We start from the raw sequence: 26,583 nt of genomic DNA on the forward strand, positions 1-26,583 counted from the left end.
TTTCAGTCTTTATGCATTTCGGCTTGTTGCCGATGCAACGCTACCAAACGAGAAGCAGAAGAATCAAAAGACTTTTCCCACCCCGTAGAACCTGCATTGGCCATAAAATACTCCTGTGCATTAAACGGACTTTCACCTTCACGCGGTGTTATACGTCTTGATTTTCCATTATTGAGTATAGCAAAACTTTGTTGATTATCAATAATGTTAGCCAACATAATTTGTAAAAGAATCTGCTTACGAACTGTTTTATTAAAAATGGGAACCAATATTTCAATACGGTAATCCAAATTACGAGGCATCATATCAGCAGACCCTAAGTAAACAAGTGCATTTTCATTTGGCAAATCTTCCCCATTACCAAAACAAAAAATGCGACTATGTTCAAGAAAACGTCCTACAATTGACTTAGCACGAATATTATCCGAAATTCCTCGAATACCAGGACGCAAACAACATATACCACGCACCACCAAATCAATCTGTACACCCGCTTGGCTAGCACGATACAAAGCATCAATAATTTCAGGATCTACCAATGCATTAACTTTTATCCAAATAGCAGCAGACCGCCCCTGCCGTGCATTGATAATTTCTCCTTCAATATGTTCTAAAATACGACTGCGTAATGTTAAGGGTGAAAAAGCAATTTTCATTGCTTCCTTTGGGCGCTCATATTGAGCAATGTAATTAAATAATAATGCAACATCATGAGCAATATCATCATCAGTAGTAAAGAAAGAAAGATCAGTATAAACCTTAGCATTAATAGGATGATAATTCCCCGTTCCAAGATGAACGTAAGGGCAAAGGCGCTCTCCCTCCCGCCTCATGATAAGGGACATCTTAGCATGTGTTTTTAAGGTAACAAAACCAAAAATAACTTGCACACCTGCACACTCAAGATCACGTGCCCAACGAATATTTGCTTCTTCATCAAAACGCGCTTTAAGCTCTACCAAAGCAATTACTGACTTTCCCTGTTCAGCAGCCCTAATCAAAGCACTAACAATGGGACTATCATTCGATGTCCGATAAAGCGTCTGTTTGATTTCCACAACATCAGGATCGTAAGCCGCTTGATATAAAAATTGCACAACAACATCAAAGGATTCATAAGGATGATGAAGTACCATATCATTTTCACGAATAGCTGCAAAACAATCGCCCTTATGCGCACGAATACATTCAGGAAAACGAGAAATGTAAGGAATAAATTTTAGATCATCACGTGGAATAGAAACAATCTCTGATACCATATTAAGCGCCAAAGGCCCATCAAGAACGTTGATACAATTATTAGGAACAACAATGCCATTCGTTATAAATTGGCGTAAATCATCTGGCATTTTTGCATCAAATTCAATTCGAATAACCTGACCGCGACGGCGCCTTTTAAGAGCAGTTTCAAAAGAATGAACAAGATCTTCAGCCTTCTCTTCTACTTCAATATCACTATCACGAATAACTCTAAATATACCAATTCCTTTAACTTCAAAACTGGGGAATATATAATTTATAAAAAGGCTAATAACATCTTCACAGGCAATAAAACGAAAATTACTGTCCTCTTGAGGAAGAAGAATAAAACGTCTTAATGCCATTGGAAGTGGCAACAACACTATACTAGAGTGTTGATCAAAACGCTGCGACAATTGGAGAGCAAGTGAAAGCCCCAAATTAGGTATAAATGGAAAAGATTGCGTAGTATCAACAGATAAAGGTTTTAGAACGGGAAAAATCTTATCAAGGAAATATTTTTCGAGCCATAATTTTTCAATTTCTAAAAGTCCTTCAGCACCAATGATTTCAATATTATTCTGTTTTAATTCGTGACGTAAAATACGCAATTCTTTTAATTGATGCGCCTGCAAACATGAAATCTCAGCTAACACAAAATCAAGCTGCTCCTGTGCTGTATGCCCATCTGCACTACACGCTGTAACCCCAGCACGAATTTGAGCTGCAAGTCCAGCAACACGAACCATAAAAAATTCATCAAGATTTGCTGCTGAAATAGAAAGAAATTGCAGGCGTTCTAATAAAGGATGCCTTGGATTAGTAGCCTCGATTAATACACGCGTATTAAATTGTAACCATGAGAATTCTCTATTAACAAACCGCATCGGATTTTTCATTGTTATATCCAATAAAGAAATTTGATCTGCAACCCTCTGTTCCATATACTTCAGTTAATCTTCCTTTATAATTTCTAAAAATCTTCTGGATAAATATCTCATAGAACACTTTACGATATATTACCGTTTAATAATTCACTTTTCTTATGTTATTTACATTAAACATTTGAAATTATTCCCCATGCACAAAGTACTCAAAAACAGAGAACGAGCCCATTAACATAAAGACAGTGTGTTTATCTTAAAAAGCACCTTGCATTATCATAAGCTTTATTACAAACTGACGTACGTAAAAAGCATAAGTCATATCTTATGAAGCAATTTTATCTGGAGCTTGACACTATGGCTGATCATAACATCCCCCATTTCCAAAACGACCTTGGATATAAAACTATCGAGATCGGTGTAAAAGAATTTATGTGTGTGGGTGCTACACAGCCCTTTGATCACCCTCATATTTTTATTGACATGGGATCTGCCGATGAAAAAATTTGCCCTTATTGTTCAACACTTTATCGCTATGTTTCCTCCCTATCATACAATCAAACAAACCCAAAAGGATGTTTGTATCATCCAAACAATTCATTATAAGGCATTTTTTGCTTTTTCAATATGAAGAAACTCATGGATCAATCGTCAATCATCATTGGAGGGGGGATTGCAGGTTTAAGTACTGCTTTGGCGCTCGCCCATAAAGGAATAGCAAGTACAGTTATCGAAAAATGTCAACAGCTTGAAGCTGTGGGGGCTGGCATTCAGCTTACCCCAAATGCCACATGTATTCTTGCACAATGGAAAATTCTTAATAAACTTACACAAATGGGCACAATACCAAGCTTTCTCGAATTAAGAGACGGGTTATCTTTAAAAACACGACTGCGTGTCGACCTTATCAATTTATCAAAAAAAGACTGGAAATCGCCTTATATTACGATTCATCGTGCTGCCTTACAAGAAGTTTTATACAACGCTGTTATAGAAAATCCTTTTATTCAATATAAAACAGGCGAAACTGTTATATCAGCAACCCCAAAAGCATCTCACAGTATTCATATAAAAACAATAAAAACAGATACTTCAAATCAAACACAAAAACACCAGCTTTATTCAACACCACTTCTTATCGGTTGTGATGGAGTTTGGTCTACATTACGAAAATTGGCTCCTTTTCATGAAAAGGCAGATTTTAGTGGCTTTATTGCTTGGCGTGCTACAGCAGAATTTGAAAATCTTCCTAAAGATTTTCGTTTTTTAATACAAAATATGAAAACAATTACTGCTTGGATGGGACCTCAAAATCATCTTGTTGTCTACCCCATTCAATCATCAGCAAAACTGTTTAATTTTGTAGCCATTACAAAGGGGGAAAATGCAAAAGAAGGATGGGCACATCAAGGAAATAAAGAAAATTTGAAAACTCTTTTTAAAGATTGGCATATGCAAATTTTACAAATCTTTGACCATATTGATACGTGGAGCTATTGGCCACTTTTTCAAATGAAACAGCACCGTTTTTTAGGCTTAGAGAGACAAGTGTTTGTTGGAGATAGTGCACACGCAACTCTCCCCTTTGCCGCACAAGGTGCCGCTATGGCAATAGAAGATGCAGCCACATTAGCAGAAATACTCTCTTATAAAGATCTTTCATTAACCAAAGCGCTTTCACTTTACGAAAAAATCCGTACACCCCGAATGAGGGCCGTAAAAAAACGGGGAGATTTCAACAGAATAGCCTATCATGCAACTGGTCCCATAGCAATTGCACGTAATTTTATCATGAAAATTCGTACACCAGAGAGTATTATGTCCAATCTTCATTGGCTTTATAGCTATGATGCTATGCATTCCATAGAAATATATAGTAAAAACTTATAAAATTCCCTTAATGACTTGGCTATACAGAGGAAAAAGCGCATCTTCTCAACTTCATTGAGCGAGAAATTTAATATGAGTTATCCTAATAAAAGCAAAAATTTTTAGAATTTATAATCCATAAAAAACTAAATTACTCATAAAGCCAAAAACGCCATGAAAAACAAGTATTCATTTTACCATTTTCGATTTAAGTCAACTCCACATCAATAACGCCCGGAATGGCTTTCATAGAACTTGCTACACGTGAATTAACCTTGTATCGCTTGGGAAGCGTAATTTCGACCTCCCGTAATCCATCTTCTTGAATCAAAATAAGCCCTACTTCTCCATTCCCATTAGGACTTAAATTTTTTTCAATTTGTGGCAACATATCAACTGTTTTTATAAAGAGACGCATCATTTTGTGATTCTGTGATGCCTCCTTTTCTAAAGACTGAACCGTCTCCAGTCGCAAACTCACACCTTCAGAACGATTTTCAGCACTCACCGTAATAATAAAAGATTTTCCGAGTTCTAGTATCGCCTCATAATCCGAGAGACCTTCAGAAAAGAGAACAGTTTCATACTGACCACTCGTATCAGAAAAATGAATAATTCCCATTTTCTTACCAGACTTTGTTTTGCGGACTTGTTTTGCCACAATAGTTCCAGCAAGCCTTGCTGCAGTTGCCCCTCCTTTGACAGCATTAGCAAAATTAATCCAGCTTTGTACGCGTTTTTTAGCAAGAATAGCCTGATACTCATCTAAAGGGTGTGCAGAAAAGTAAAAACCTATTGCTTGAAATTCTCGATGAAGCTTTTCATCTAGTAACCAAGGAGATGTTTGCGATAAAATCAAAGGCTCTTTTAATCCCCCCGTCATGCCAAATATATCAATTTGTCCACTAGAATTGTTTTCGAGAATACGAAGTGCACGCGCATGAAGTGTTCCAAGACTTGCCAATAAAATTTCACGTGCAATATGAAAACAATCAAAGGCACCAGCACAAATCAAACTTTCCATTGCACGTTTATTAACAATACGCGGATCAATACGCGCACAAAAATCTTCCAGATCCTTAAAAGCTTCCTTTCCACGACAAGTAACAATATGGTCAACAACCGCTTCCCCTACACCTTTAATGGCAGCAAGAGAATAATAAATACAGTTATCACCAACCTCAAAAACACGATGTGATGTTTGTACAGAAGGAGCAATGACTTTAATACCTAACCTTAATGCTTCACGCCGAAAATCATTTAGTTTATCCGTATTTGTCATATCATAGGTCATTGAAGCGGCTAAAAACTCAACGGGATAATGTGCTTTCATATAGGCGGTTTGATAAGAAACAATCGCATAAGCAGCAGCGTGTGATTTATTAAAGCCATAATCTGCAAATTTTGCTAAAAGATCAAAAATAATATCCGCTTGATCTTTATCAACACCACCAGCAACAGCTCCGTTCACAAAACGCGTACGCTGTTGTTGCATTTCTTTATGAATCTTTTTACCCATAGCGCGCCGCAATAAGTCCGCTTCTCCAAGCGAATAGCCAGCAAGCACCTGAGCAATCTGCATCACTTGCTCCTGATAGACAATAACACCTTGTGTTTCTTTAATCAGATGATCTATTTTGGGATGAATAGAAGCAATTTGCTCTTCCCCATGTTTGCGTGCGTTATAGGTTGGAATATTCTCCATTGGTCCAGGGCGATAAAGCGCAACAAGAGCAATAATATCTTCAATACGATCAGGCCTCATTCCAATCAGTGCCTTACGCATACCAGCACTTTCCACTTGAAACACACCAACTGTTTCACCACGTGCCATCATAGCATAGGTCTCTTCATCATCGAGAGGGATATTCGACAAATCTATTTTGATTGCCTTTCGTGCAACAAAATCTACTGCCATTTTCAAAACAGTAAGCGTTTTTAACCCAAGAAAATCAAATTTAACCAACCCTGCTTGTTCCACATATTTCATGTTAAATTGTGTCACAGGCATATCGGAACGAGGGTCACGATACATCGGAACGAGTTCTGAAAGTGGACGATCACCAATAACAATTCCTGCAGCATGAGTTGATGCATGACGATAAAGCCCCTCCAGTTGAAGGGAAATATCTAACGTACGCTCTATAAGGGGATCTTTTTTCTTTTCTTCTTCAAATTTAGGTTCATCGCTAATAGCTTCAGCCAATTCAATCTGACTCCCAGGTGTAGCAGGAACCAATTTTGTAAGATAATCCACCTGACGATAAGGAACTTCTAAAACGCGCCCAACATCGCGCAACACCGCACGTGCTTGTAACTTACCAAAGGTGATAATTTGCGCAACTTGATCACGTCCATATTTTTTTTGAACATAATGAATTACTTCTTCACGCCGTTCTTGACAAAAATCGATATCAAAATCCGGCATCGACACACGATCTGGATTCAGAAAACGTTCAAAGAGAAGAGAAAAACGCAATGGATCGACATCAGTAATAGTGAGTGCATAAGCCACAAGTGAACCAGCACCAGAACCACGCCCTGGACCGACGGGAATATCATGGGTTTTCGCCCATTTTATAAAATCTGAAACGATAAGAAAGTAGCCAGAAAATTGCATACGCGTAATAACAGAAATTTCATAATCAAGCCGCTGTTCATAATCTGCAGCAGTATACCCTTTAGCCAATCCAATTGTCTTAAGGCGTACTTTTAAACCAGCTTTTGCTTGATTTAACAATTCACTATCTTCTACTTCTAAAGTACAGTTTGAAACAACAGATTGCTCTATAAAACGAGGCAAAATTGGTTTTCGAACTGGCGTAGCAATATGACAACGCAATGCAATTTCAACAGTATTTTCCAAAGCTTCTGGAAGATCAGAAAACAACGCCACCATTTCATCTTGTGATTTCAAATAATGATCTGGTGTCACGCGCTTACGCTCTGGATTAGAAACAATTTGTCCTTCTGCAACCGCCATCAGTGCATCATGAGCTTCATAGCCTTCTTTATTTAGAAAAAAAGCCTCATTGGTTGCAACAAGAGGAATTTCATATTTATACGCCAATTCAATAAGCGCAGCTTCTACTTGTCTCTCAAAAGAACCATGCCGCTGTAATTCTATATATAGACGATCAGCAAAAATCTTTTTTAAATGTGTTAAACGTTCAATTGCACGTTCTTTTTTTCCTTCCGCCAAAGAAAAATTAATAGGGCCTCCCTTACCACCCGTTAAAGCGATGACTCCTTCACTGTGCGATGATAGCCAATCGATTTTGATATGAGGCGGATCAATATCACATTTATCAAGATAAGCACGACTGACAAGGCGCACCAAATGCGCATAGCCAATTTCGCTCGCAGCAAATAAAACAAGAGAGCAGAAATTAGTAGGATAGCGCCCTTGGGAAAAACGCGGTTTATCATTTTCGTCAGCAAAATCAACTGCAAGCTGACAACCAATAATAGGTTGTATTCCATGAGAGAAACAATATTGCGAAAATTCTAAAGCACCAAATAAATTATTTGTATCGGTAATAGCAACCGCTGGCATATGATCTGAAACCACATGTTCAATAATTTGCGGAATCTTCAAAGCGCCTTCGAGAAGTGAATAAGCAGAATGCACTCTCAAATGAATAAAGCGAGGAAGGGAATTTTTTTTATCGTCTATTTTACTTTTATCTTCTGCCACTCTCACAATTTCCCACTAAAAAATAAATGTAAATCGCAGCCCTTATCTGCCTTATAAGAGAGAACTTACTCAGTTATTTCACCGTTATAAATCTATAAGTTCATCCCTTCTGCATATGAGCAAGATATTTTAATTTTATCGCTATTTATATAAAGACTTTCATCAAGAAAATATTTCTATTCACAGTAAATAAACAGATAAAAACAAAAGAAGAAGATTATAAAGAACATTAGGAATATTGCTATTCTTTCTTGTACTCTTTTCATTTTATGCATTTTTTTAAATATTGATTTTTCTGCTTAAAAAGCAAAATGTAAATAAAATAACTTTTTCTTCCATAACTTATCCCCAAAAAGCTCTTTCAAAACACTAGAAAAAACAAAAAGAGCAAGTTAAATTTGCCTATGCCTCCAAGCCTTATTACTCCCCTTTTTCATTCTATCCGTACCCTTTCTGGGGTTACACCGAAAGTCTATAGCTTATTGGCAAAAATCTTAAATATAAATCCCACGCAACGCGAACCCACCCTTATTGATCTTCTCCAATTAATGCCCCATTCCGTTATAGACCGCAGAATACGCCCAACCATTGCTGATGCACAAGAAGGGAATACCATTACTCTCGAAATTGTTATAGATCAGCACCAGCCACCACCAACGGCCCGTAATCGATTACCCTATCGGATCATTGCACATGATCCAACAGGAAAAATGAATTTAGTTTTCTTTCATGCCCAACCTGCTTGGTTAAAAAAACAGCTACCGGAAGGTAAAAAAGTTATTGTATCAGGAAAAGCTGAACGTTTTAATGGGCAACTTTCAATGATACATCCCGACCATATCATAGCAGGCGAACAATCATACCAAATGCCCTTAGTCGAACCTATTTACCCTTCTACCGCCGGACTGTCGACAAAAACGCTAAGACGTGCAATACAAAACGCCCTTGACCATATTCCTCTCTTACCAGAATGGATAGAAGAAAGCGTCAAAAAGCAGCAAAATTTTTCCTCTTTTCCTGTTGCTTTACGCCGTATCCATGCGCCCATCGATCCCAATGATTTAGCTCTAGAAAGTGCGGCACGTAAACGTCTCGCCTATGATGAATTGCTCGCTTGTCAATTGGCGCTTGGACTCATGCGTTTGAAAACAAAATCTCTTGTAGGAACATCTCGACCACCAACAGGTGTTTACACTAAAAAATTGCTGAAAGTCCTTCCCTTTCAACTGACAAATGGACAAAAAAAAGCAATACATGACATTGCCAATGATCTTGCTTCACCAGAACCGATGCTAAGACTTCTTCAAGGTGATGTAGGAGCAGGAAAAACCGTCGTGGCACTGATGGCAATGGCACAAATTGCTGAGAATTCAGGACAATCCGCTTTAATGGCTCCAACAGAAGTTCTTGCTAGGCAACATTTTGCAACAATTGCCCCACTTGCCGAAAAAATTGGCTTACAAACAGTTCTTTTAACAGGACGAGAAAAAGGAAAAGTACGTACAAATATTTCGAACGCTATTCACTCAGGCCAAGCTTCTTTTATTATCGGAACCCATGCTCTCATACAAGAAAACGTTTCCTACAATAATCTTTCCTTAGCCATTATCGATGAACAACACCGTTTTGGTGTGCATCAACGTCTTGCCCTTACAGCAAAAGGTCATAAACCTGACATGCTCGTCATGACTGCCACCCCAATTCCGCGCACACTTGTTTTAACAACTTTTGGCGATATGGATGTTTCTCAGCTTACAGAAAAACCACTAGGAAGACAGCCTATTACAACAGCAATACTTTCTTTAAAACGCATTGATGAACTTATAGAAAGAATTTCCATTCCATTAGAAAAAGGAGAAAAACTCTATTGGATTTGTCCTTTAGTAGAAGAATCGACAGCTCTCGAACTCACTTCAATTGAAAGTCGTTTTGCTATTCTCCAAGAGCGATTTGGAGCGCGTGTTGGGATAATACATGGCAAAATGTCAACAGATGAAAAAGCAACAGCAATGGCTTCCTTTAAAGATGGAAAGATAAATATTTTGGTTGCAACAACAGTCATTGAAGTAGGGGTAGATATTCCAGATGCTTCGATCATCGTCATCGAACATGCAGAACATTTTGGCCTTTCACAACTGCACCAACTGCGTGGACGTGTGGGACGAGGAGATAAAAAATCCTCCTGTATTTTGCTCTACAAAGATCCCCTGACAAAAATGGCTGCAACACGCCTTAATATTATACGCGGTACAGAAGATGGTTTTAAAATCGCTGAAGAAGACTGGCGCCTGCGAGGAGAAGGAGAGCTTTTAGGCACACGGCAATCTGGTATGCCTGAGTTTCACATAGCAAATCTTGCTGTACATAGTGATCTTTTATCAATGGCAAGAAGAGATGCACGCCTATTCTTGCAACGTGATCCTCACCTTTCTTCAGAACAAGGGCAAGCTTTACGTTTGCTCCTTTATCTTTTCGGACGGGACGATGCTACACGTTTATTACGAGCAGGATAATTAATACACAGCCCTTACATAAAGACGGCTCATAAAAGCAGATCTAACCTTTCTCAATACGGCCTATTCGTGTATTTGACCGTTTTGTCTGACATGCAAGAAAAGTTTTTTGTTTCTAAAACAAAATGGAGCAGATAAGAATATTCCTGTACGTAATATTCTTATCCAATCTGTAAAAAACATTGTCTTCACTTTCTCAAAATTTCAAAGAAACGAAATTATTTTTTACTCAACAGTCACTGATTTTGCCAAATTGCGGGGCTGATCAACATCTGTTCCTAATAAAACAGCTGTATGATAAGCGATTAACTGAATAGGTAAAGCATAAATAATGGGCGCAATAAATTCTGGAATATCAGGCAAAATAATCGTTGATAAAGTCTCAAGATGAACGGCTTCTGCCCCTTTTTTATCAGTTATCAAAATAATACGGCCATTGCGCGCTGCCACCTCTTGCATGTTAGAAAAAGTTTTTTCAAACCACCGATCATAAGGTGCTACAACAATCACTGGAATAGTTTCATCCACTAGTGCAATTGGCCCATGTTTTAACTCACCCGCTGCATAACCTTCAGCATGAATATAAGAAAGCTCCTTCAGCTTAAGTGCCCCCTCCAAAGCAATAGGATACGAGGTACCACGCCCAAGATAAAGAACGCCTTTTGCATGTGCTAAATCACGACAAATATGTTCAATTTTATCATCCAGCTTTAGAACCTCATTTAAAAGACGCGGCACTTCTGCCAATTGTTGGACAAACTGATGCTCTGCTTCTTTGGAAAGACATCCCCGCAATTTCGCAGCGCTAAGCGCCATTACAGCAAGTGTTGACAACTGACAAGTAAAAGCTTTTGTTGAGGCAACACCAATTTCTGGCCCAGCAAATATTGGTAAAATAAAATCAGCTTCTCTTGCCATCGTCGATTGCTCAACATTTACAATTGTAGCTGTTTTCACACCACGTTCACGACAATAACGCAAAGAAGCCAATGTATCGGCTGTTTCACCCGATTGAGAAACAAATATGGATATCACATCACCCGTAAGAGGTGGTTCACGATAACGAAACTCCGAAGCAACATCATTATCAACGCTCAAAGCAGCAAATTTCTCAAACCAGTAACGCGCAACTAAGGTTGAATAATAAGCTGTTCCACAACTTGCAAAAACTATTCGATGAATATTTTTCCAATCAATCAAATTTTTAAGTGGGCGAACCGTATGATTTCCAAGATCAAGATAATGCGCTAAATTATGAGAAATCACCTCAGGTTGCTCAAACATTTCTTTGTGCATGAAATGACGATGATTACCCTTAGAAAGCAATAAATTCCCTTCAAACAGTTTTGTAATAGGACGTTTTACCGGTTGATTATTTGCATCATAAATTGTTACACTTTCTCGTGTTAAAATAGCCCAATCTCCATCTTCCATATAACTAATACGGTCTACGAATGGAGCCAAAGCAATGGCATCAGACCCAACAAAAACCTCATCCGCACCATAACCAATTGCCAGCGGTGGCCCAGAGCGTGCAGCAATCATAAGATCATCTTCACCTTCGAAAATAAGAGCAATTGCAAAAGCACCTTGCAATTTTTTCCAGCTTTCACGCATAGCTTCCAGTGGAGAGAGGCCACTGTTTAGTGCACGCGTAATTAAGTGTGCAATAACCTCCGTATCTGTTTCTGTTTCAAAGCAATAACCATCTTCAATCAGTTCCCTTTGCAATTCTACAAAGTTCTCAATAATACCATTATGAACAATTGCAAGCTTTTCAGTTATATGAGGATGCGCATTCCGCTCCACAGGAACTCCATGGGTTGCCCAGCGTGTATGACCAATTCCCAAATTTCCTTGCAGAGGTGTTTTTTTTAACTTTTCTTCTAAATGAATAAGCTTTCCCTCCGCACGCATGCGATAAAGGTGGCCGTTATATATTGTTGCAATACCGGAGGAATCGTAGCCTCTGTATTCAAGACGCTTCAAACCATCAATCAAAGAGGATGTAACACACTTATTTCCAAGAATTCCGATAATCCCACACATTTAAAAGCTCCAACTCACATCCCAGATTTATATATCAAAACAACCAAATACCCTTCACTGAAAACTCTAAACTATCAAATAACTCAAACAGAGAGCAAGGCAATACTTAATAATAAACCTCCCAGACAACGGACAGATTATCATAAAGCAAAGAAAAGATAGAAAATAATCACTTTTTTTGTTTATTTGCTGATAAGCGCGCACGCAATTTTGTTGCATAATCTTCTTTTATCACTTGTCTTGCACGCCCAAAAACCATACTGTTTACAGGAGCATTTTTCGTGACAACACTTCCTGAAGCAATATAAGAACCATCCCCTATCAACAATGGAGCGACAAGCGCTGAATTAGACCCGATGAAAGCATGATCACCAATTATTGTTTTATATTTGTGAAATCCATCATAATTGCAAGTAATCGTTCCAGCTCCGATATTGCTACCTGCCCCAATTTCTGCATCGCCAATATAACTCAAATGATTAATTTTAGAAGCTTCTCCCACCTTCGCTTTTTTGACTTCACAAAAATTTCCAATCTTTACGGATCTTGCTAACTCTGTTCCAGGACGCAAACGTGCATAAGGTCCAATCCGTGCATCTACACCAACCACCGCTCCCTCTAAATAACTAAATGCATGAATAATTGCACCAGATTGTACTTTCACTCCCAAGCCAAAATAAACATTCGGCTCAATGATCACCCCTGGTTCAATCTCCGTATCATGAGAAAAATAAACCGTTTCTGGTTTAAGAATTGTTACACCAGACAACATCAAATCACGTGCTTTACGCTTTTGCCACAAAGCATCAGCACTAAAGAGTTCAAAACAGTTATTAACCCCTACAATATTTTCAAAAGGCAATTCAACGGTACGAATATCTAGTCCTTCATGCGCGGCAATAGAAACAATATCCGTGAGATAATACTCCTGCTTGGCATTATGATTACCAACCTTCTCTAAAAGAGAAAGCGCATATTTTCCGTTAAGAGCAAATATCCCACCATTACAAAAAGAGATCTTTTTTTCTTCATCGCTCGCATCTTTTTCTTCTACAATCGCAATAAGCTTGCCATTTTTTTCAAGAAGACGTCCATAACCCGTTGGCTCTGGAGCACGGAAACCAGCAACAACAACATCTGCCCCATCAGCAAGTTGTGCGCGAATTTGTTGCAATGAATTTTGCTCAATCAAAGGAGTATCAGCAAAAACAATGAGCACATCATCAATCTCTTTCTGCAAAGCTACACGAGCAGAAAGAGCAGCATGCGCAGTTCCTAGGCGCTCTTTTTGTTCAAAAATCATTGCATCTTTTGCAAAGGATTGAACCGTTTTGCTCACCTCTTTAGCAGCAAACCCCACAACAACTGCCAATTGCGAAGCTCCTGCTGTTTCCATTTGTTTTATGACATGGCATATAAGAGGCAACCCAGCAATTTTATGCAATACTTTAGGAAGAGACGATTTCATACGCGTCCCTTCACCTGCGGCAAGGACAATAGAGAGGCAATTTCTAACCATAAAAACACACAAGACTAACGAGAAAACCTAAAAAAATTCACAATATCATACCAACGAATAGCTTCAATATCATTCAAAGAAGGGTAATGTTCCAAAAGCCAAAAGGAAAGATCCTGCATAGAGCCTGTTAAAAATAAAATACCCGTAATCACCAAAAAAATACCAATAACTTTTTCAACTTTTCCTAAATGAATACGAAAAGCTCCTAAAAATCTCATAAAACTGCTAGAAAATAAAGCCGCTAATACAAATGGCACACCAAGACCTAACGCATAAACACCCAAGAGGAGAGCTCCCTCACCTACAGTTTCTTTTGTTCCAGCAAGAGTTATAACAGGTCCCAGAATTGGACCAATACATGGAGTCCAACCAAATGCAAAGGCTAAACCAATAATATAAGCCCCTAAAGGACCAGCTGGCGTTCCTTGGGTTTGAAAACGCGCTTCACGAAATAACAAAGAAATTTTGAAAAGACCTAAAAAATTTAAGCCAAAAATAATAATAACGATACCCGCAGCAAGTGCTAACCACTCACGATAAAAACCAATAAACTTGCCAACGGTGCTCGCACTAGCACCTAAAGCGATGAAAACAGTCGTAAAACCAAGCACAAAAGCAACAACAGAAGATAAAAGCCTCCACCGTATAAAAGCTTTACCACTAAATTTTTCTAAACGAAAATCATCAATTCCAATACCTGCCATATAGCACAAATAAGGAGGAACTAATGGCAAAACACATGGCGATAAAAAAGAGAGCGCACCAGCAAAAAACACACCAACTGTTGAAATTTCTATTGCCAAAACCCTCTCCCCATCTCTGCTTTATGCCACAAACTTCTATTAATCCATTTCTTCATCAATTCGTTGCATATTTTGTGCATTTGCTACCACATTTATCTCATCATCATGACCAGAAACAACAGAAAAAACTTTCTGGTAAATTTTATCTTGATTTTTAGCAATGGCAATATATTCTCCCTCAGCTAATACGAGCGAAACATAAGCGCCAACAGTCTCATAAACAATATCGCCAGAATTATTCGTAATAGACCAGCTTGTATCTGCAAGGGCTTCCCCTCCTTCTTGCCGAACCAACTTTAAGACAATTTGAGCTGCCTGATGTTCAAGAGTCACTTCTGTAATCTTACCCGCATCTATCTGTATATCGGAACGAACAGTCGCATTAATAGAGCCATAATGGGAAGCAACATGATAATGACCAGCTTTCAAACGCACAACGGACTGAGCTTTAATATTAGATAAAATAACACCAGTCTCATCATTTTCTTTTTCATCCTCATAAATAGTGAAACGCAATTCTTTTTCATTAATGATACCATTTAACAATGTAGCATTTAAAATAACACCACCAGCTTCAAGATTAAACTTCTTAGTGAGATTTTGTCCACTTTCTAAATTCACATGCTGCATCGCACTTACATGACCAAACGAGACATGCACAAGATAACTCCCTGGTTCTAAATCAAAATGTGCACTCCCGCCTTCATAAGTTGCAATGAGTGGTAATTTATTATCAATCCCCAAGATGGGAGCATAAATCCGCCATATGAGCCCTTTTACAATATCTTCATTGCTGTCTTTTAATCGAGCATTTAAAATGAGTTTGCTCTGAGAAACGAAACTTTCTTTTTCCTGATCTTGAGACTTTACAATAAAATCTGTTGTTTGTTCTTGTTGATGATCTTTCTCTCGTCCTTCTTCAGAAAAGACAGCGTTAGTGCAAAGCAATAAGGCAACCACCACACTTAACAACCAACGTAATATTTTTATAAGCATACCCATTTTTACATTGTTGACCAAAGCGATAATTTTTTCAAGAAACAATATCACTTTGGTCATCACTCTTAAATTGAAAAACTCACACCACACCCACAAGCTGAAACAGCATTAGGATTATGAATTTGAAAAGATTGTCCCATAAGATCATCAACAAAATCAATTTCAGCCCCTTCCATGAAAGGCAATGAGAGTGAATCAATAAAAACAATTGCCCCATTTTTTTCAAGAACGAGATCATCCTCACTCTTCTCAGAAACCAAACTATATTTATAAGAAAATCCCGAGCATCCCCCCCCCTCAACGGAAATACGTAATCCTATTTTATCGGGTTCACTCGAAACTATCTGTACAATCCGCTTGGCAGCAATATCTGAAATATTTACACGCATTTTCATATATCCTTGCATTAAACTATCAAGAAAGAGTATTCCCAATGAAAGAGAAGTTTATTCGTATAAACCAACCTCAATTTTAAGATGAGAATGGACAGCTTGCAATGGATATAAGCACTATCAACTTCAATTATCAATCTAGAGCGGTCTATAGCACCAACCCGCAAACAAGTCGTGGTAGATTATTCCATGAAACGACCAATACCTTGCGATCACCTTTTCAAAGAGATAGAGATCGTATCATTCATTCTAATGCATTTCGACGCCTTAAACACAAAACGCAAGTGTTTATTGCCGATGAAAGCGATCATTATCGTACAAGGCTGACGCATTCAATAGAAGTTTCTCAAATTGCCCGAACATTAGCCCGTGCACTCTTTATTGACGAAGATCTTGCCGAAGCCATTGCCCTTGTTCACGACTTTGGACATACACCTTTCGGCCATGCAGGTGAAGATGCTCTCGATGAAGCAATGGCACCTTATGGCGGCTTTGACCATAATGCACAAGCACTACGCATTGTCACAAAATTAGAACAGCGCTATGCAAATTTTGATGGACTTAACCTCACATGGGAAACTCTCGAAGGGCTTGTGAAACATAATGGCCCCCTTTTAGGCCCTTATGCGAAGAACAAAGATGTTCCTATTGACATTCTCCAATACAATGCAAAACAGGATCTGAAACTAGACTGTTTTGCTGGGCTAGAAGCACAATGTGCTGCTATTGCTGATGATATTGCTTATAATGCGCATGATATCGATGATGGACTACGTTCGCAATTTTTAACACTCGATCAGTTCGAAGAAGTTTCACTGACAGCAGAAATATTAAAAGAGATAACAGACGAATATCCCCAACTTGATCAAGCACGGCGCGGTTACACACTCGTACGAAGACAAATAACACGCATGGTTGAAGATGTTATCAAACAATCACAAAAAAACTTAGGACGAATCAAACCAACAAGTATCAATGATATTTATCAAGCAAAACAAACTATTGTGACCTTTTCACCCACAATGACAGTTTACGAAAAAGAACTAAAAGACTTTCTGTTTAAAAATCTTTATTATCATGATCAAGTACTGAACCGTCGCAATACAGCAAAATGCATTGTACAAAAATTATTCGACTGTTATTATAAAAAACCGGATACAATGCCTGAAAGTTGGTGCAAAAAAGCAGCACACTTAAAAGATCATGCATTAGCACGTCTTATTGCTGACTTTCTCTCAGGTATGACCGATCACTACGCTCTGCGTGAATATCACCGTTTATTTGACCACACAATTAATTTCATTTAATTGCTTTTGAATACCATGATGGAAATTAAATATGAATGTCTTTAAAAATTTCGAGAAAAAAATTAAAAAAATACTCGAATCAGCTGATATAAAAGGAAAAAATGGAGGAGATTTAGATTTATCAAAAGTCACTGTTGACCCTCCACGCGATTCTTCTCATGGGCATTTATCAAGCAATGCTGCTATGGTTCTTGCAAAGTCTATTGGATTAAATCCCCGTACACTTGCAGAAAAAATCATAAGTCTCCTCCAAAATGATCCCTCTATTGAGAATATTGATGTTGCCGGTCCTGGTTTTATTAATATAAGACTTACCAAACTATTTTGGCAAGATGTTATAAAATCGATGCTTGAATTAGGCCTCTCCTACGGTCGTATTTCCATAGGACAGGGAAAACGTATCAATGTTGAATATGTATCAGCAAATCCGACAGGCCCAATGCATGTTGGTCATTGCCGAGGTGCTGTTGTTGGAGATGTTCTCTCCAATTTGCTGCAATTTGCCGGCTATAACATTACAAAAGAATATTACATCAATGATGCTGGTCAACAAATCGAAACACTCGCCCACTCTGTGCTCCTGCGCTATCGCGAAGCTCTTGGAGAAAAGATTGATGAAATTCCAGAAGGTCTCTATCCTGGTGAATATTTGATACCATTGGGAAAGGCACTTTCCCAAAAGTTTGGTGATAAACTCCTCACTATGGATAAAGAGGAAGCTTTATCTATCGTAAAGGAACGTGCAATTCATGCAATGATGTTAATGATTCGCGAAGATTTAGCTGCTCTTAATATATATCATGATATCTTTTTCTCAGAACGAATGCTTTATGCAGATAATGCACGTGCTATTCGTAATACCATTAATGAGCTTACTTTAAATGGTTATGTTTACAAAGGAAAACTCCCACCACCAAAAGGACAAAATGGAGAAGATTGGGAGCCAAGTGAGCAAACCTTATTCCGTTCAACGAATGTTGGAGATGATCAAGACCGTGTCTTAATTAAGTCTGATGGTTCTTACACTTATTTTGCGGCCGATGTTGCTTATTTTCATGACAAATTCAATCGTAATTTTGATGAAATGATTTACATTTTAGGGGCAGATCACGCTGGTTATGTAAAGCGGCTAGAAGCAATGGCAAAAGCGATTTCTGCTGATAAAGCTAAATTGAGTGTTTTCTTATGCCAATTGGTAAAACTCTTTCGCAACGGTCAACCTGTACGTATGTCAAAAAGAGCAGGGTCATTTGTCACTTTGCGTGACGTCGTAGAAGAAGTCGGTCGTGATCCCGTGCGTTTTATGATGCTCTATCGTAAATGTGAAGCCCCCCTTGACTTTGATTTTGCAAAAGTAACAGAACAATCAAAAGATAATCCTATTTTTTATGTACAATATGCAAGTGCACGTTGTCACTCAGTCTTTCGTCAAGCACAAGAGACGCTCCATATCGAAAATCTTTCACATGATACTATGATCACGCATCTCAACCGATTAACAGACGATCATGAAATATTCTTAATACGCAAACTTTCTGAATATCCACGTATCATTGAACAAGCAGTTATTCATAAAGAACCACATCGATTAGCATTTTATCTCTATGACCTTGCTTCTAGTTTTCATTCCCACTGGAACAAAGGCAGTGATAATCTCAATTTACGTTTTATTCAGCCTAATGATAAAGAACTATCACTTGCCAGACTGGGATTAATACAGGCTTTCATGAATGTTTTAACATCAGGACTTACAATTGTAGGAGTAGAAGCACCAATAGAAATGCGTTGAAAAAATTCTATAAATACATAAAATAGATACTTTATTGATAAACTTTTTCGTATATCTGTGTCATAGGAGGTGGAAATTTATAATTTAGTATAACAAAATCAAAATTAACCATTTATTGCATGTAGATGCAGTTATCATGTGAGAAAAGCTATGAGCGATAACGATCGCAAAAATCCGCACGAAATAAAACAAGATCATGAACATCATGATCCTTTAGAGAGACTTACGCGAATTTTTAACCCAAAAAAACAAAGCAACAATCAAAATGATCAATCTCCAACGCAGGCTGATCAAGTGACATCCCATCCTTCTAAAGCTTCATCTCCTAAACTTTCGTCCTATGATGATTTTGATTTGTCCTTCCTAGAAGCGCAACTTGAAAATGATTTAACGAATAATTTGCCCCTTGATGATAAAATCTTAGATACTATACCAACTTCTTCTTTTAACAATTTAGAAAGAAAGCGTTCTTTACCTGAAGGGGAAAATTCTTCACCTATGACTCATGATGAAGAGAAAATTTTAGACGCACTTTCTCCCTTACCTATCCCCAAAAATCAATCACAACAAAATAGCACAACATCACACTATACTGATCCTTTCTTTGAAAACAGTGATTTTAGTATACAACAAGAAAATTTCTTTTTTGATGAAGCTGATAAAAACGCTAAGAAGACAGTATCGACAGAACCCACAGAACAAGCTAACCATTTTTCACCAACAATTTCTCAACAGGAAAATACTGCACATATACAACAAAATTATGATGATCATCAAAGCTCCTACGACACTTATGTAAATCATCCCTATCAAGTTTCAGTTGATCAAGAAAATCAGGTTAATGAGTATCATACGGATTCCTCCCTTGCCTCTACAGAGAGGTTTTTCTCTTCTTCTGAGTTCATTTCAGAAAAAGAAGATACTGGGAGAAATAAAATAACAAAAGATTTCCCATCAGCTTTGGATTCAACACAAAGAGGTAAACAATCTGATTTAAAAGGCTTTCCACAAGAACGCCATAGAAGCAATTATCCCCAGTTTTATGAGGAAGAATCTTTACAACAAGAAACTTATGATGAAAAAAACCAGAGATATTATGATATTCAAGACCCGTACATCAATAGTGCAGAGAATATCTCTGAGCGAAGCAATAAAAAAGAAGTGCCCTATAATCAAAATAATTTGAATGATATGGACGCCTCACCAGAAACTCTCAACACAAAACAAACGGATAGTTTTTTTGCTTATAACTATACACATCAAAGCACTCCTCCTCCAAATGTCGATACTTATAAGTTTGCAGAGGAGATCGTAGAAAAAACCGGACCAATTATGGTCCCTGAAGTTCCCTATGGAGCTCCAGAATATGATGTACCAACCGATGGTTTGAAAGAAGAATTTGCTGATATACTCAATGTTGGACATATTCCAGAAGAACGTTTTTCGCAGCAACAGCGAGAAAATGAAATCTTCAATGAAATTTTTCATCAAACCACGCACAATCCAAGAAATGATGTATATACAAATTCGCAAACTCAAAATGCCAACTATTTTCCCACAGACAATATGGATTATAATTCCTCTTCTTTGACTGAGAATCCATCACATAGAAGCATAGATGAAATCCCCACGCATGCATCAACCACTTCTCATTCGAAAAATTTTATGATTGGTAAAACTCTTACCAGAAGTGCTGTTATTCTCATCTTAATAGCGGTTGGTTTTGTTGGTTATTCTTATTTTTTTACACCATCACAAAAAAATGAAGCGGTCCCCATTATTCATGCTGACAATACGCCTTTTAAATTTAAACAAGAAACAACTGAAACAAAAAATGATGTTGCACATAATTTAGATATTTATAAACAAGAAACTGGGCAAAATGAAAAACAAGACAATACACAGCAGTTTCTTATTGATAACTCTGAACAGCCTGAAAAATTATCGGAAGTAAATCAACAAGAATCTATAAGTTCTTCATCTCATTCTCTTGATGAATCTGAGGTTGAAGATGCTGTCACTGGGGCCATCAATCATACCATTCCAACGCGAGAAGTACAAACTGTTATTGTTAACCAAGATGGTACAATTCTATTAGAACCAAAGCATCAGACAGAAAGAAAAAACGCTGATGAAGCAAAAGAGGCAAGTGATCAAACAGCTGTGGAGCAATTTGAAAATTCTTCTCCTGTTACTTCACATGAATCCGATAACACGGAAACCGAAAATGACCTCACGAATGATATTGATAAAATAATAGCGGAAAATGCTTCTAATTCTCATATGGAAGAAAAAGTTATACCGATTCCTTCACATACAGAGAGAAATTCAGAACAACAGATACATGCTACGTCTCGCCCAACCCTACCAAATCAAATAGTGGCATCAAATTCAGAAGCTTATTACGTGCAACTTGCATCCCAGCCAACTCATGCGCTGGCTAGGGATTCTTTAAAGAAAATGCAATTGAGATTTGCAGCTCTTATCGGTGCTCGTCCTTTAAATATTCAGTCTGCTCTCATACCAGGAAAAGGAACCTATTATCGTGTTCGTATTCAAACGCAAAATCGAAATGATGCTATAAACCTTTGTGAAAGCATTAAAAATTCTGGAGGAAGTTGCTTCATCACACGCTAAATAAATAAGCAGCGGCTATTAAAACCACTGCCTTATTTATTTTGATGGATGTTAATTTATCAATTAACTTGAGAAGTTAGCATCCATTTTCTCAAATTTTTCTTTTCCATAGATTTGAGAAAACTTTAATTCTTCATCCAATGTTGAGTTGATTTTTCTCAAGGATTTTGTTCATGAGATAAAGGGGATCCTTGCTCTTTATAGCTATAAGGTACTGGAATTGTTGAATTTGGATCTGTTCTTGTACTTGGTATCGTTTGGCTTGATTCTGTTGTATTATAGTGAGAGAGATGTTCAGGAGATTTTGCAAAAAAAGATCCAAAAAAGCCAAAAATAAGCCAGATAATAAAGAGTGCAAGAAGAATGGCAAGAATACCTCTAGCAATTGAATTACGCTGTTCACGCTCTTTCTTTTCTACAGCCATACGTTTCTCATATGTGTGGTAATTTCTATCAATCATAGTAAAAACTCCTTTTCTCAACTCCCCTGTCTTTAAGTTATAAGATATGCAATATATGAAATGATTCAGACAGTTATCTTAAAAAACGACAAATATATATAAAGGTTCCTGATTATTATAAAATTGGGAAAAAAATGCATGAACACAGTAACAAACATATCTCTCAAGAACCTTTTCTTCTAATTCTCTAATAAGACATTGACACAAATGATTTGCTAAGAATAAAGTTGTGGTGAAAGTATCTCATTATTTTTTATAATAAAAAATACCTAGAAATAAAGCATATCCTAAAAGGTTTTACTTATGAAAGCTCCTACATCATTACTTCCATTAAAAATAGAACAACACCCCTCACCTCTATCAGATGAGAAACGTGAAGAAATTCTAAAAAATCCTGGTTTTGGTCAATTTTTTACAGATCACATGTGTACTATCAGCTGGACTGAAGCCAAAGGTTGGCATAACGCTGTCATCTCTCAATACAAACCTTTTGAAATTAGCCCTGCAAGTGCGGTTTTGCATTATGCGCAAGAGATTTTTGAAGGTCTAAAAGCGTATCGTACCAAAGATGGACGTATTTTGTTATTCCGCCCTGATGCCAACGCAGAGCGTTTTATAGCATCGGCAAAACGATTAGCCATGCCTGAATTGCCAAAGGACATTTTTTTAAATGCTGTTCATCAATTAGTAAGAATTGATCAAAAATGGGTTTCTGGAAATCCTAATGCTAGCCTCTACCTACGCCCTTTCATGTTTGGTAATGAAAACTTTTTAGGAGTCAGACCTTCTAAAGAATATATTTTCTGCATTATAGCATCTCCTGTTGAATCCTATTTCAAAGGAGAAGAAAAACCTGTTAATGTATGGCTTGAAACAGATTATAGCCGTGCTGGTCCTGGCGGCACAGGTGCTGCGAAATGTGGCGGTAACTATGCAGCAAGCTTACTTGTACAACAAATTGCAACCGAAAACAATTGTAGCCAAGTACTCTTCCTTGACATGGTTGAACATAAGTGGATTGAGGAGCTTGGTGGTATGAATGTTTGTTTTATTATGGAAAATAATACACTTGTAACACCTGCGCTTAATGGCACCATCCTTCCTGGAATAACACGCCATTCAATTTTACAGTTAGCTCAACAAATGGGATTAACGATAGAAGAGCGCCCTTATTCTTTTGAATCACTCAAAGAAGATGCACGAAGTGGACATCTTAAAGAAGTCTTTGCTTGTGGTACAGCAGCCGTCATTACATCAATCGGGCGTTTTAAGTACAAAGGTGGTGAAGTCATTATCGGAAATGAAATGGTTGGTGAGGTGACCAAACAACTTCGCACCCAGCTTGTTGACCTTCAAAAAGGCAATAGAGAAGATAAAAATGGTTGGGTGCATTCTGTAGAGCTCTCATAAAAAATATATTTTAAAAAAATCATTCATGCTTCCATGAAGATATCTTTTAGAATTTTCATGGAAGCATTTTTACAAGTTGCTTTTTATTTTCTAAGAGCGGCAGGAAAAAATGCGTTAATCAAATTTTGAATAATCTCTATGCTGTGCTTTAATATTACGGATTGTACCTGTATGTGAACGCATCACAAGCGTTTCTGTCTGAATACAACGGGAGGTAAACTTAACACCAGAAAGCATATTACCATCCGTTACACCTGTTGCAGAAAACAACACATCACCCTTTGCCATTTCTTCCATGGTATAAACTTTATTAGGATTATCAATGCCCATTTTGGCCGCACGTGCTATTTTTTCATCTGTATCAAGCTGCAAACATCCTTGCATCTGCCCCCCAATACAGCGCAAAGCTGCAGCTGCTAACACGCCCTCTGGTGCTCCACCAATCCCCATATAGATATCAATGCCCGTTTCTTCTGGATCAGTTGTATCAATAACAGCCGCAACGTCTCCATCACCAATTAAACGAATTGATGCCCCCGTTGCTCGCACTTCCTCAATCAGTTTTGCATGGCGAGGACGATCCATCATACAAACCGTAATCTGATTAACAGCCACACCTTTAGCCTTTGCAAGGGCGTGAATATTGTCAGCAGGAGAAGCATCTATATCAACAATCCCTTTTGGATAACCAGGACCAATAGCAATTTTTCTCATATAAACATCAGGAGCATACAGGAGGTTCCCCTTTTCAGCAATAGCAACGACAGCCAAGGAGTTAGGAAGATTTTTTGCACAAATTGTCGTTCCTTCAAGTGGATCCAGTGCAATATCAATTGCCAATCCATTTTGAAGACCTACTTTTTCTCCAATATAAAGCATAGGAGCTTCATCGCGTTCACCTTCGCCAATCACCACCGTACCATCAATAGGCAAGCGATTAAGTTCTTGACGCATTGCATCTACAGCAGCTTGATCAGCAGCTTTTTCATCACCACGCCCACGCCAGTGTGCAGCTGCAACAGCAGCGCGTTCAGTCACGCGTACCAATTCGAGCGTTAAAATACGATCAAGTCGATGTAAAGTTTTCTGAGTTGCTAGCATATAAAAAATCCTACTGAAAGAGCACAACAAAAAATATTAGCATCCATTGCACAATATTAAGAAGAAAGCTTTTGGCAAAGATGAGAACTTTCCACAAGAGAAAAAACATTCAAGTTTCTTTACCATTCCAAAATAAATTATCAATTCTATGCTATCGGTTCAATACGAATGAATTGCGATTTGGCAACAAGATGACCATCTTTTTCAATTGCTTCAAGCGCTTGCCGTACATTCACTTCCGTTGTTTCATGGGTGATTAAAATGATTGTTTTCACAACCTGACTTTCTACAAAAGGCTTTTGTACAATCGACTCTAATGAAATATGATTATCAGCCATATGCCTTGCAACTGCTGCAAAAACACCAGCGCGATCATGAACATTCAAACGAATAAAATAACCACCCGCATGGTGAGAAATACGTGCTCTTTTGTGAGGAGTAAGCTGCAATGCTGGATTTCTTAAAACAGGTGAATATTGAAAATGAGATCGTGCTTTTGCTATATCAGCCAAATCACCAATAACCGCCGATGCTGTTGCCTTTCCTCCAGCACCAGGACCAGAAAACAATAATTCACCTAACAAATCACTTTGAATAGAAACGGCATTCGTTACACCGTGAATCTGTGCAATCATTGATGATGATGGTACCATTGTTGGGTGAACACGTTGTTCGATTCCAGTATCGGTTTTTAATGCAACGCCTAAAAGTTTAATCCGATAGCCCAACTCATCAGCCGCACGGATATCAATCTGTGAAATATTGCTAATTCCTTCCACATAAACATCTTCTAACGAAACAGCGGTTCCAAATGCCAAACTTGTTAATAAAGCTAATTTATGAGCGGTATCATTTCCCCCAATATCAAAAGTTGGATCAGCCTCAGCATAACCAAGCCTTTGTGCATCTGCTAAACAATCTTTAAATGAAAGGCCTTCCGTAAACATGCGTGTTAATATATAATTACAAGTCCCATTGAGAATCCCATAAATCCGCGATATTTGATTACCGGAGAGGGATTCTCTCATGGCTTTTATAATGGGAATTCCCCCTGCAATGGCTGCTTCAAAATGAAGAAACACGCCTTTTTTTTCCGCATTTACAGCAAGTTCCACTCCATGCTGAGCGAGAAGAGCTTTATTGGCAGTCACCACATGATGTCCTACATCGAGCGCTTTTTTCACAGCTGCATATACGATGTCTAATTCGCCACCAATTAATTCAATAAAGACATCAATCTCATCAGAAGCTGCCATTTCCACAGGCGAATCAAACCATTTTACATCACTCAGATCAATTCCGCGGTTACGCCCTTTATCACGGGCACTCACAGCAACAATTTTGATTAATCGTCCACATTGACAAGCCAAACTATCAGCTTTTTCACGTAAAATTCGAACAACTGAAGTACCAACCGTACCAAGACCTGCAATGCCAACTTTTAAAGCTTCTGCCATTATCTAACTACTTATCCTTAAGTTTTCTTTGAAAAAGATTGAAATGATGTGCAAATTAATTCACAGGATACGCACAACTTAGCCAATTTAAAGAAGTCCCCCGCTCTATTCAACTCAATTTTCCCTCTCGTATAACAACAAGGGTTTATTATAAAGAAACACTATTTTCAAAAGCAATCGTAACACCAATTTTTATGAAAATAGAAATACTCCATAATTTTAATAAAGTTTCATACGCTTAAAAAACTACAAATCACTTGCTTCCAATAAAAAAACCGTTTGCTATCCTAACATTGAAAAATATTTCATACATAAACTCAATTATTACAAACACTCTTAATAGAATTCTAGAAATTTACAGATGCAGATTATCATCAAAAAATTATATAAACATAATAGCTTTATTTCTTAGCAAAAACAAAAGCTTTTTCATAAAAAAATTCAATAAACAAAGTAT

At 37.8% G+C, this 26,583-nt stretch carries 17 protein-coding genes; 7 read left to right on the forward strand and 10 right to left on the reverse strand.

The window, feature by feature from the left end; genetic code table 11:
* Nucleotides 1–2 precede the first annotated feature (2 nt).
* Nucleotides 3–2,183 (reverse strand): RNA degradosome polyphosphate kinase, encoded by a 2,181-nt coding sequence (locus BN202_RS01530; RefSeq protein ID WP_019218754.1) that lies wholly within the window; start codon nt 2,181–2,183, stop codon nt 3–5.
* Between the two features lie 297 nt (nt 2,184–2,480).
* On the opposite strand from BN202_RS01530, the gene BN202_RS09380 reads away from it, so the two are divergent.
* Both BN202_RS09380 and BN202_RS01535 read left to right on the forward strand, forming a co-directional pair.
* On the forward strand, nt 2,481–2,729 hold the full coding sequence (locus tag BN202_RS09380; RefSeq protein WP_083859149.1) for a zinc-finger domain-containing protein: 249 nt from the start codon (nt 2,481–2,483) through the stop codon (nt 2,727–2,729).
* Between the two features lie 33 nt (nt 2,730–2,762).
* Complete coding sequence (locus tag BN202_RS01535) at nt 2,763–4,013, forward strand: FAD-binding protein (RefSeq protein WP_019218756.1); 1,251 nt, start codon at nt 2,763–2,765, stop codon at nt 4,011–4,013.
* Between the two features lie 187 nt (nt 4,014–4,200).
* Here the strand turns inward: BN202_RS01535 and dnaE are convergent, their stop codons facing one another.
* Nucleotides 4,201–7,689: a DNA polymerase III subunit alpha gene (gene dnaE / locus BN202_RS01540; protein ID WP_019218757.1), complete on the reverse strand. Its 3,489-nt coding sequence runs from the start codon at nt 7,687–7,689 to the stop codon at nt 4,201–4,203.
* 404 nt (nt 7,690–8,093) lie between these two features.
* Here dnaE and recG point away from each other — a divergent pair, with 404 nt between their 5' ends.
* Nucleotides 8,094–10,202 (forward strand): ATP-dependent DNA helicase RecG, encoded by a 2,109-nt coding sequence (recG, locus tag BN202_RS01545; protein WP_019218758.1) that lies wholly within the window; start codon nt 8,094–8,096, stop codon nt 10,200–10,202.
* 225 nt (nt 10,203–10,427) lie between these two features.
* Here the strand turns inward: recG and glmS are convergent, their stop codons facing one another.
* The 5 genes from glmS to BN202_RS01570 form a co-directional block, all read right to left on the reverse strand.
* Nucleotides 10,428–12,251, reverse strand: a complete 1,824-nt coding sequence (gene glmS / locus BN202_RS01550) for a glutamine--fructose-6-phosphate transaminase (isomerizing) (RefSeq protein ID WP_019218759.1) — start codon at nt 12,249–12,251, stop codon at nt 10,428–10,430.
* 169 nt (nt 12,252–12,420) lie between these two features.
* The gene (gene glmU / locus BN202_RS01555) at nt 12,421–13,770 is read right to left on the reverse strand and encodes a bifunctional UDP-N-acetylglucosamine diphosphorylase/glucosamine-1-phosphate N-acetyltransferase GlmU (protein WP_034986911.1); all 1,350 of its coding nucleotides are present in this window, start codon (nt 13,768–13,770) and stop codon (nt 12,421–12,423) included.
* Between the two features lie 14 nt (nt 13,771–13,784).
* On the reverse strand, nt 13,785–14,573 hold the full coding sequence (locus BN202_RS01560; RefSeq protein ID WP_019218761.1) for a cytochrome c biogenesis CcdA family protein: 789 nt from the start codon (nt 14,571–14,573) through the stop codon (nt 13,785–13,787).
* A gap of 39 nt (nt 14,574–14,612) precedes the next feature.
* Nucleotides 14,613–15,575: a hypothetical protein gene (locus BN202_RS01565; RefSeq protein WP_051013496.1), complete on the reverse strand. Its 963-nt coding sequence runs from the start codon at nt 15,573–15,575 to the stop codon at nt 14,613–14,615.
* 62 nt (nt 15,576–15,637) lie between these two features.
* Entirely contained in the window at nt 15,638–15,961 is a 324-nt protein-coding gene (locus tag BN202_RS01570; protein WP_034987064.1) for a HesB/IscA family protein, read from the reverse strand.
* Nucleotides 15,962–16,068: 107 nt separating this feature from the next.
* On the opposite strand from BN202_RS01570, the gene BN202_RS01575 reads away from it, so the two are divergent.
* The 3 genes from BN202_RS01575 (at nt 16,069) to BN202_RS01585 (ending at nt 21,697) form a co-directional block, all read left to right on the forward strand.
* Nucleotides 16,069–17,271 (forward strand): deoxyguanosinetriphosphate triphosphohydrolase, encoded by a 1,203-nt coding sequence (locus tag BN202_RS01575; protein ID WP_034986914.1) that lies wholly within the window; start codon nt 16,069–16,071, stop codon nt 17,269–17,271.
* Nucleotides 17,272–17,302: 31 nt separating this feature from the next.
* Nucleotides 17,303–19,060, forward strand: coding sequence for an arginine--tRNA ligase (gene argS / locus BN202_RS01580; RefSeq protein ID WP_019218765.1), 1,758 nt, complete (start codon nt 17,303–17,305; stop codon nt 19,058–19,060).
* Nucleotides 19,061–19,210: 150 nt separating this feature from the next.
* Nucleotides 19,211–21,697 carry an SPOR domain-containing protein gene (locus tag BN202_RS01585; protein WP_019218766.1) on the forward strand — a complete coding sequence of 829 codons (2,487 nt, stop codon included), beginning with the start codon at nt 19,211–19,213 and terminating at the stop codon, nt 21,695–21,697.
* Between the two features lie 158 nt (nt 21,698–21,855).
* Here BN202_RS01585 and BN202_RS01590 read toward each other — a convergent pair whose 3' ends face one another.
* The gene (locus BN202_RS01590; protein ID WP_019218767.1) at nt 21,856–22,158 is read right to left on the reverse strand and encodes a hypothetical protein; all 303 of its coding nucleotides are present in this window, start codon (nt 22,156–22,158) and stop codon (nt 21,856–21,858) included.
* A gap of 303 nt (nt 22,159–22,461) precedes the next feature.
* Here BN202_RS01590 and BN202_RS01595 point away from each other — a divergent pair, with 303 nt between their 5' ends.
* Nucleotides 22,462–23,568, forward strand: a complete 1,107-nt coding sequence (locus BN202_RS01595; RefSeq protein ID WP_019218768.1) for a branched-chain amino acid aminotransferase — start codon at nt 22,462–22,464, stop codon at nt 23,566–23,568.
* Between the two features lie 114 nt (nt 23,569–23,682).
* Here BN202_RS01595 and glpX read toward each other — a convergent pair whose 3' ends face one another.
* Together glpX and BN202_RS01605 are read right to left on the reverse strand one after the other, a co-directional pair.
* Nucleotides 23,683–24,669 (reverse strand): class II fructose-bisphosphatase, encoded by a 987-nt coding sequence (gene glpX / locus BN202_RS01600; protein WP_019218769.1) that lies wholly within the window; start codon nt 24,667–24,669, stop codon nt 23,683–23,685.
* Nucleotides 24,670–24,815: 146 nt separating this feature from the next.
* Nucleotides 24,816–26,126, reverse strand: a complete 1,311-nt coding sequence (locus BN202_RS01605; RefSeq protein ID WP_019218771.1) for a homoserine dehydrogenase — start codon at nt 26,124–26,126, stop codon at nt 24,816–24,818.
* Nucleotides 26,127–26,583 lie beyond the last annotated feature (457 nt).

The sequence above is a fragment of the Bartonella florencae genome (assembly GCF_000312525.1).
GTDB classification, from domain to species: Bacteria; Pseudomonadota; Alphaproteobacteria; order Rhizobiales; family Rhizobiaceae; genus Bartonella; species Bartonella florencae.

What these genes read in the sequence shown, in the direction of transcription:
- BN202_RS01565 (WP_051013496.1), bottom strand. Translation starts at nt 15,575, where the DNA reads ATGGGTATGCTTATAAAAATATTACGTTGGTTGTTAAGTGTGGTGGTT.
- BN202_RS01590 (WP_019218767.1), bottom strand. Translation starts at nt 22,158, where the DNA reads ATGATTGATAGAAATTACCACACATATGAGAAACGTATGGCTGTAGAA.
- BN202_RS01535 (WP_019218756.1), top strand. Translation starts at nt 2,763, where the DNA reads ATGGATCAATCGTCAATCATCATTGGAGGGGGGATTGCAGGTTTAAGT.
- glmU (WP_034986911.1), bottom strand. Translation starts at nt 13,770, where the DNA reads ATGGTTAGAAATTGCCTCTCTATTGTCCTTGCCGCAGGTGAAGGGACG.
- BN202_RS01595 (WP_019218768.1), top strand. Translation starts at nt 22,462, where the DNA reads ATGAAAGCTCCTACATCATTACTTCCATTAAAAATAGAACAACACCCC.
- BN202_RS01575 (WP_034986914.1), top strand. Translation starts at nt 16,069, where the DNA reads ATGGATATAAGCACTATCAACTTCAATTATCAATCTAGAGCGGTCTAT.
- BN202_RS01585 (WP_019218766.1), top strand. Translation starts at nt 19,211, where the DNA reads ATGAGCGATAACGATCGCAAAAATCCGCACGAAATAAAACAAGATCAT.
- BN202_RS01530 (WP_019218754.1), bottom strand. Translation starts at nt 2,183, where the DNA reads ATGGAACAGAGGGTTGCAGATCAAATTTCTTTATTGGATATAACAATG.
- recG (WP_019218758.1), top strand. Translation starts at nt 8,094, where the DNA reads ATGCCTCCAAGCCTTATTACTCCCCTTTTTCATTCTATCCGTACCCTT.
- BN202_RS01570 (WP_034987064.1), bottom strand. Translation starts at nt 15,961, where the DNA reads ATGCGTGTAAATATTTCAGATATTGCTGCCAAGCGGATTGTACAGATA.
- argS (WP_019218765.1), top strand. Translation starts at nt 17,303, where the DNA reads ATGAATGTCTTTAAAAATTTCGAGAAAAAAATTAAAAAAATACTCGAA.
- BN202_RS01605 (WP_019218771.1), bottom strand. Translation starts at nt 26,126, where the DNA reads ATGGCAGAAGCTTTAAAAGTTGGCATTGCAGGTCTTGGTACGGTTGGT.
- BN202_RS09380 (WP_083859149.1), top strand. Translation starts at nt 2,481, where the DNA reads ATGGCTGATCATAACATCCCCCATTTCCAAAACGACCTTGGATATAAA.
- glmS (WP_019218759.1), bottom strand. Translation starts at nt 12,251, where the DNA reads ATGTGTGGGATTATCGGAATTCTTGGAAATAAGTGTGTTACATCCTCT.
- glpX (WP_019218769.1), bottom strand. Translation starts at nt 24,669, where the DNA reads ATGCTAGCAACTCAGAAAACTTTACATCGACTTGATCGTATTTTAACG.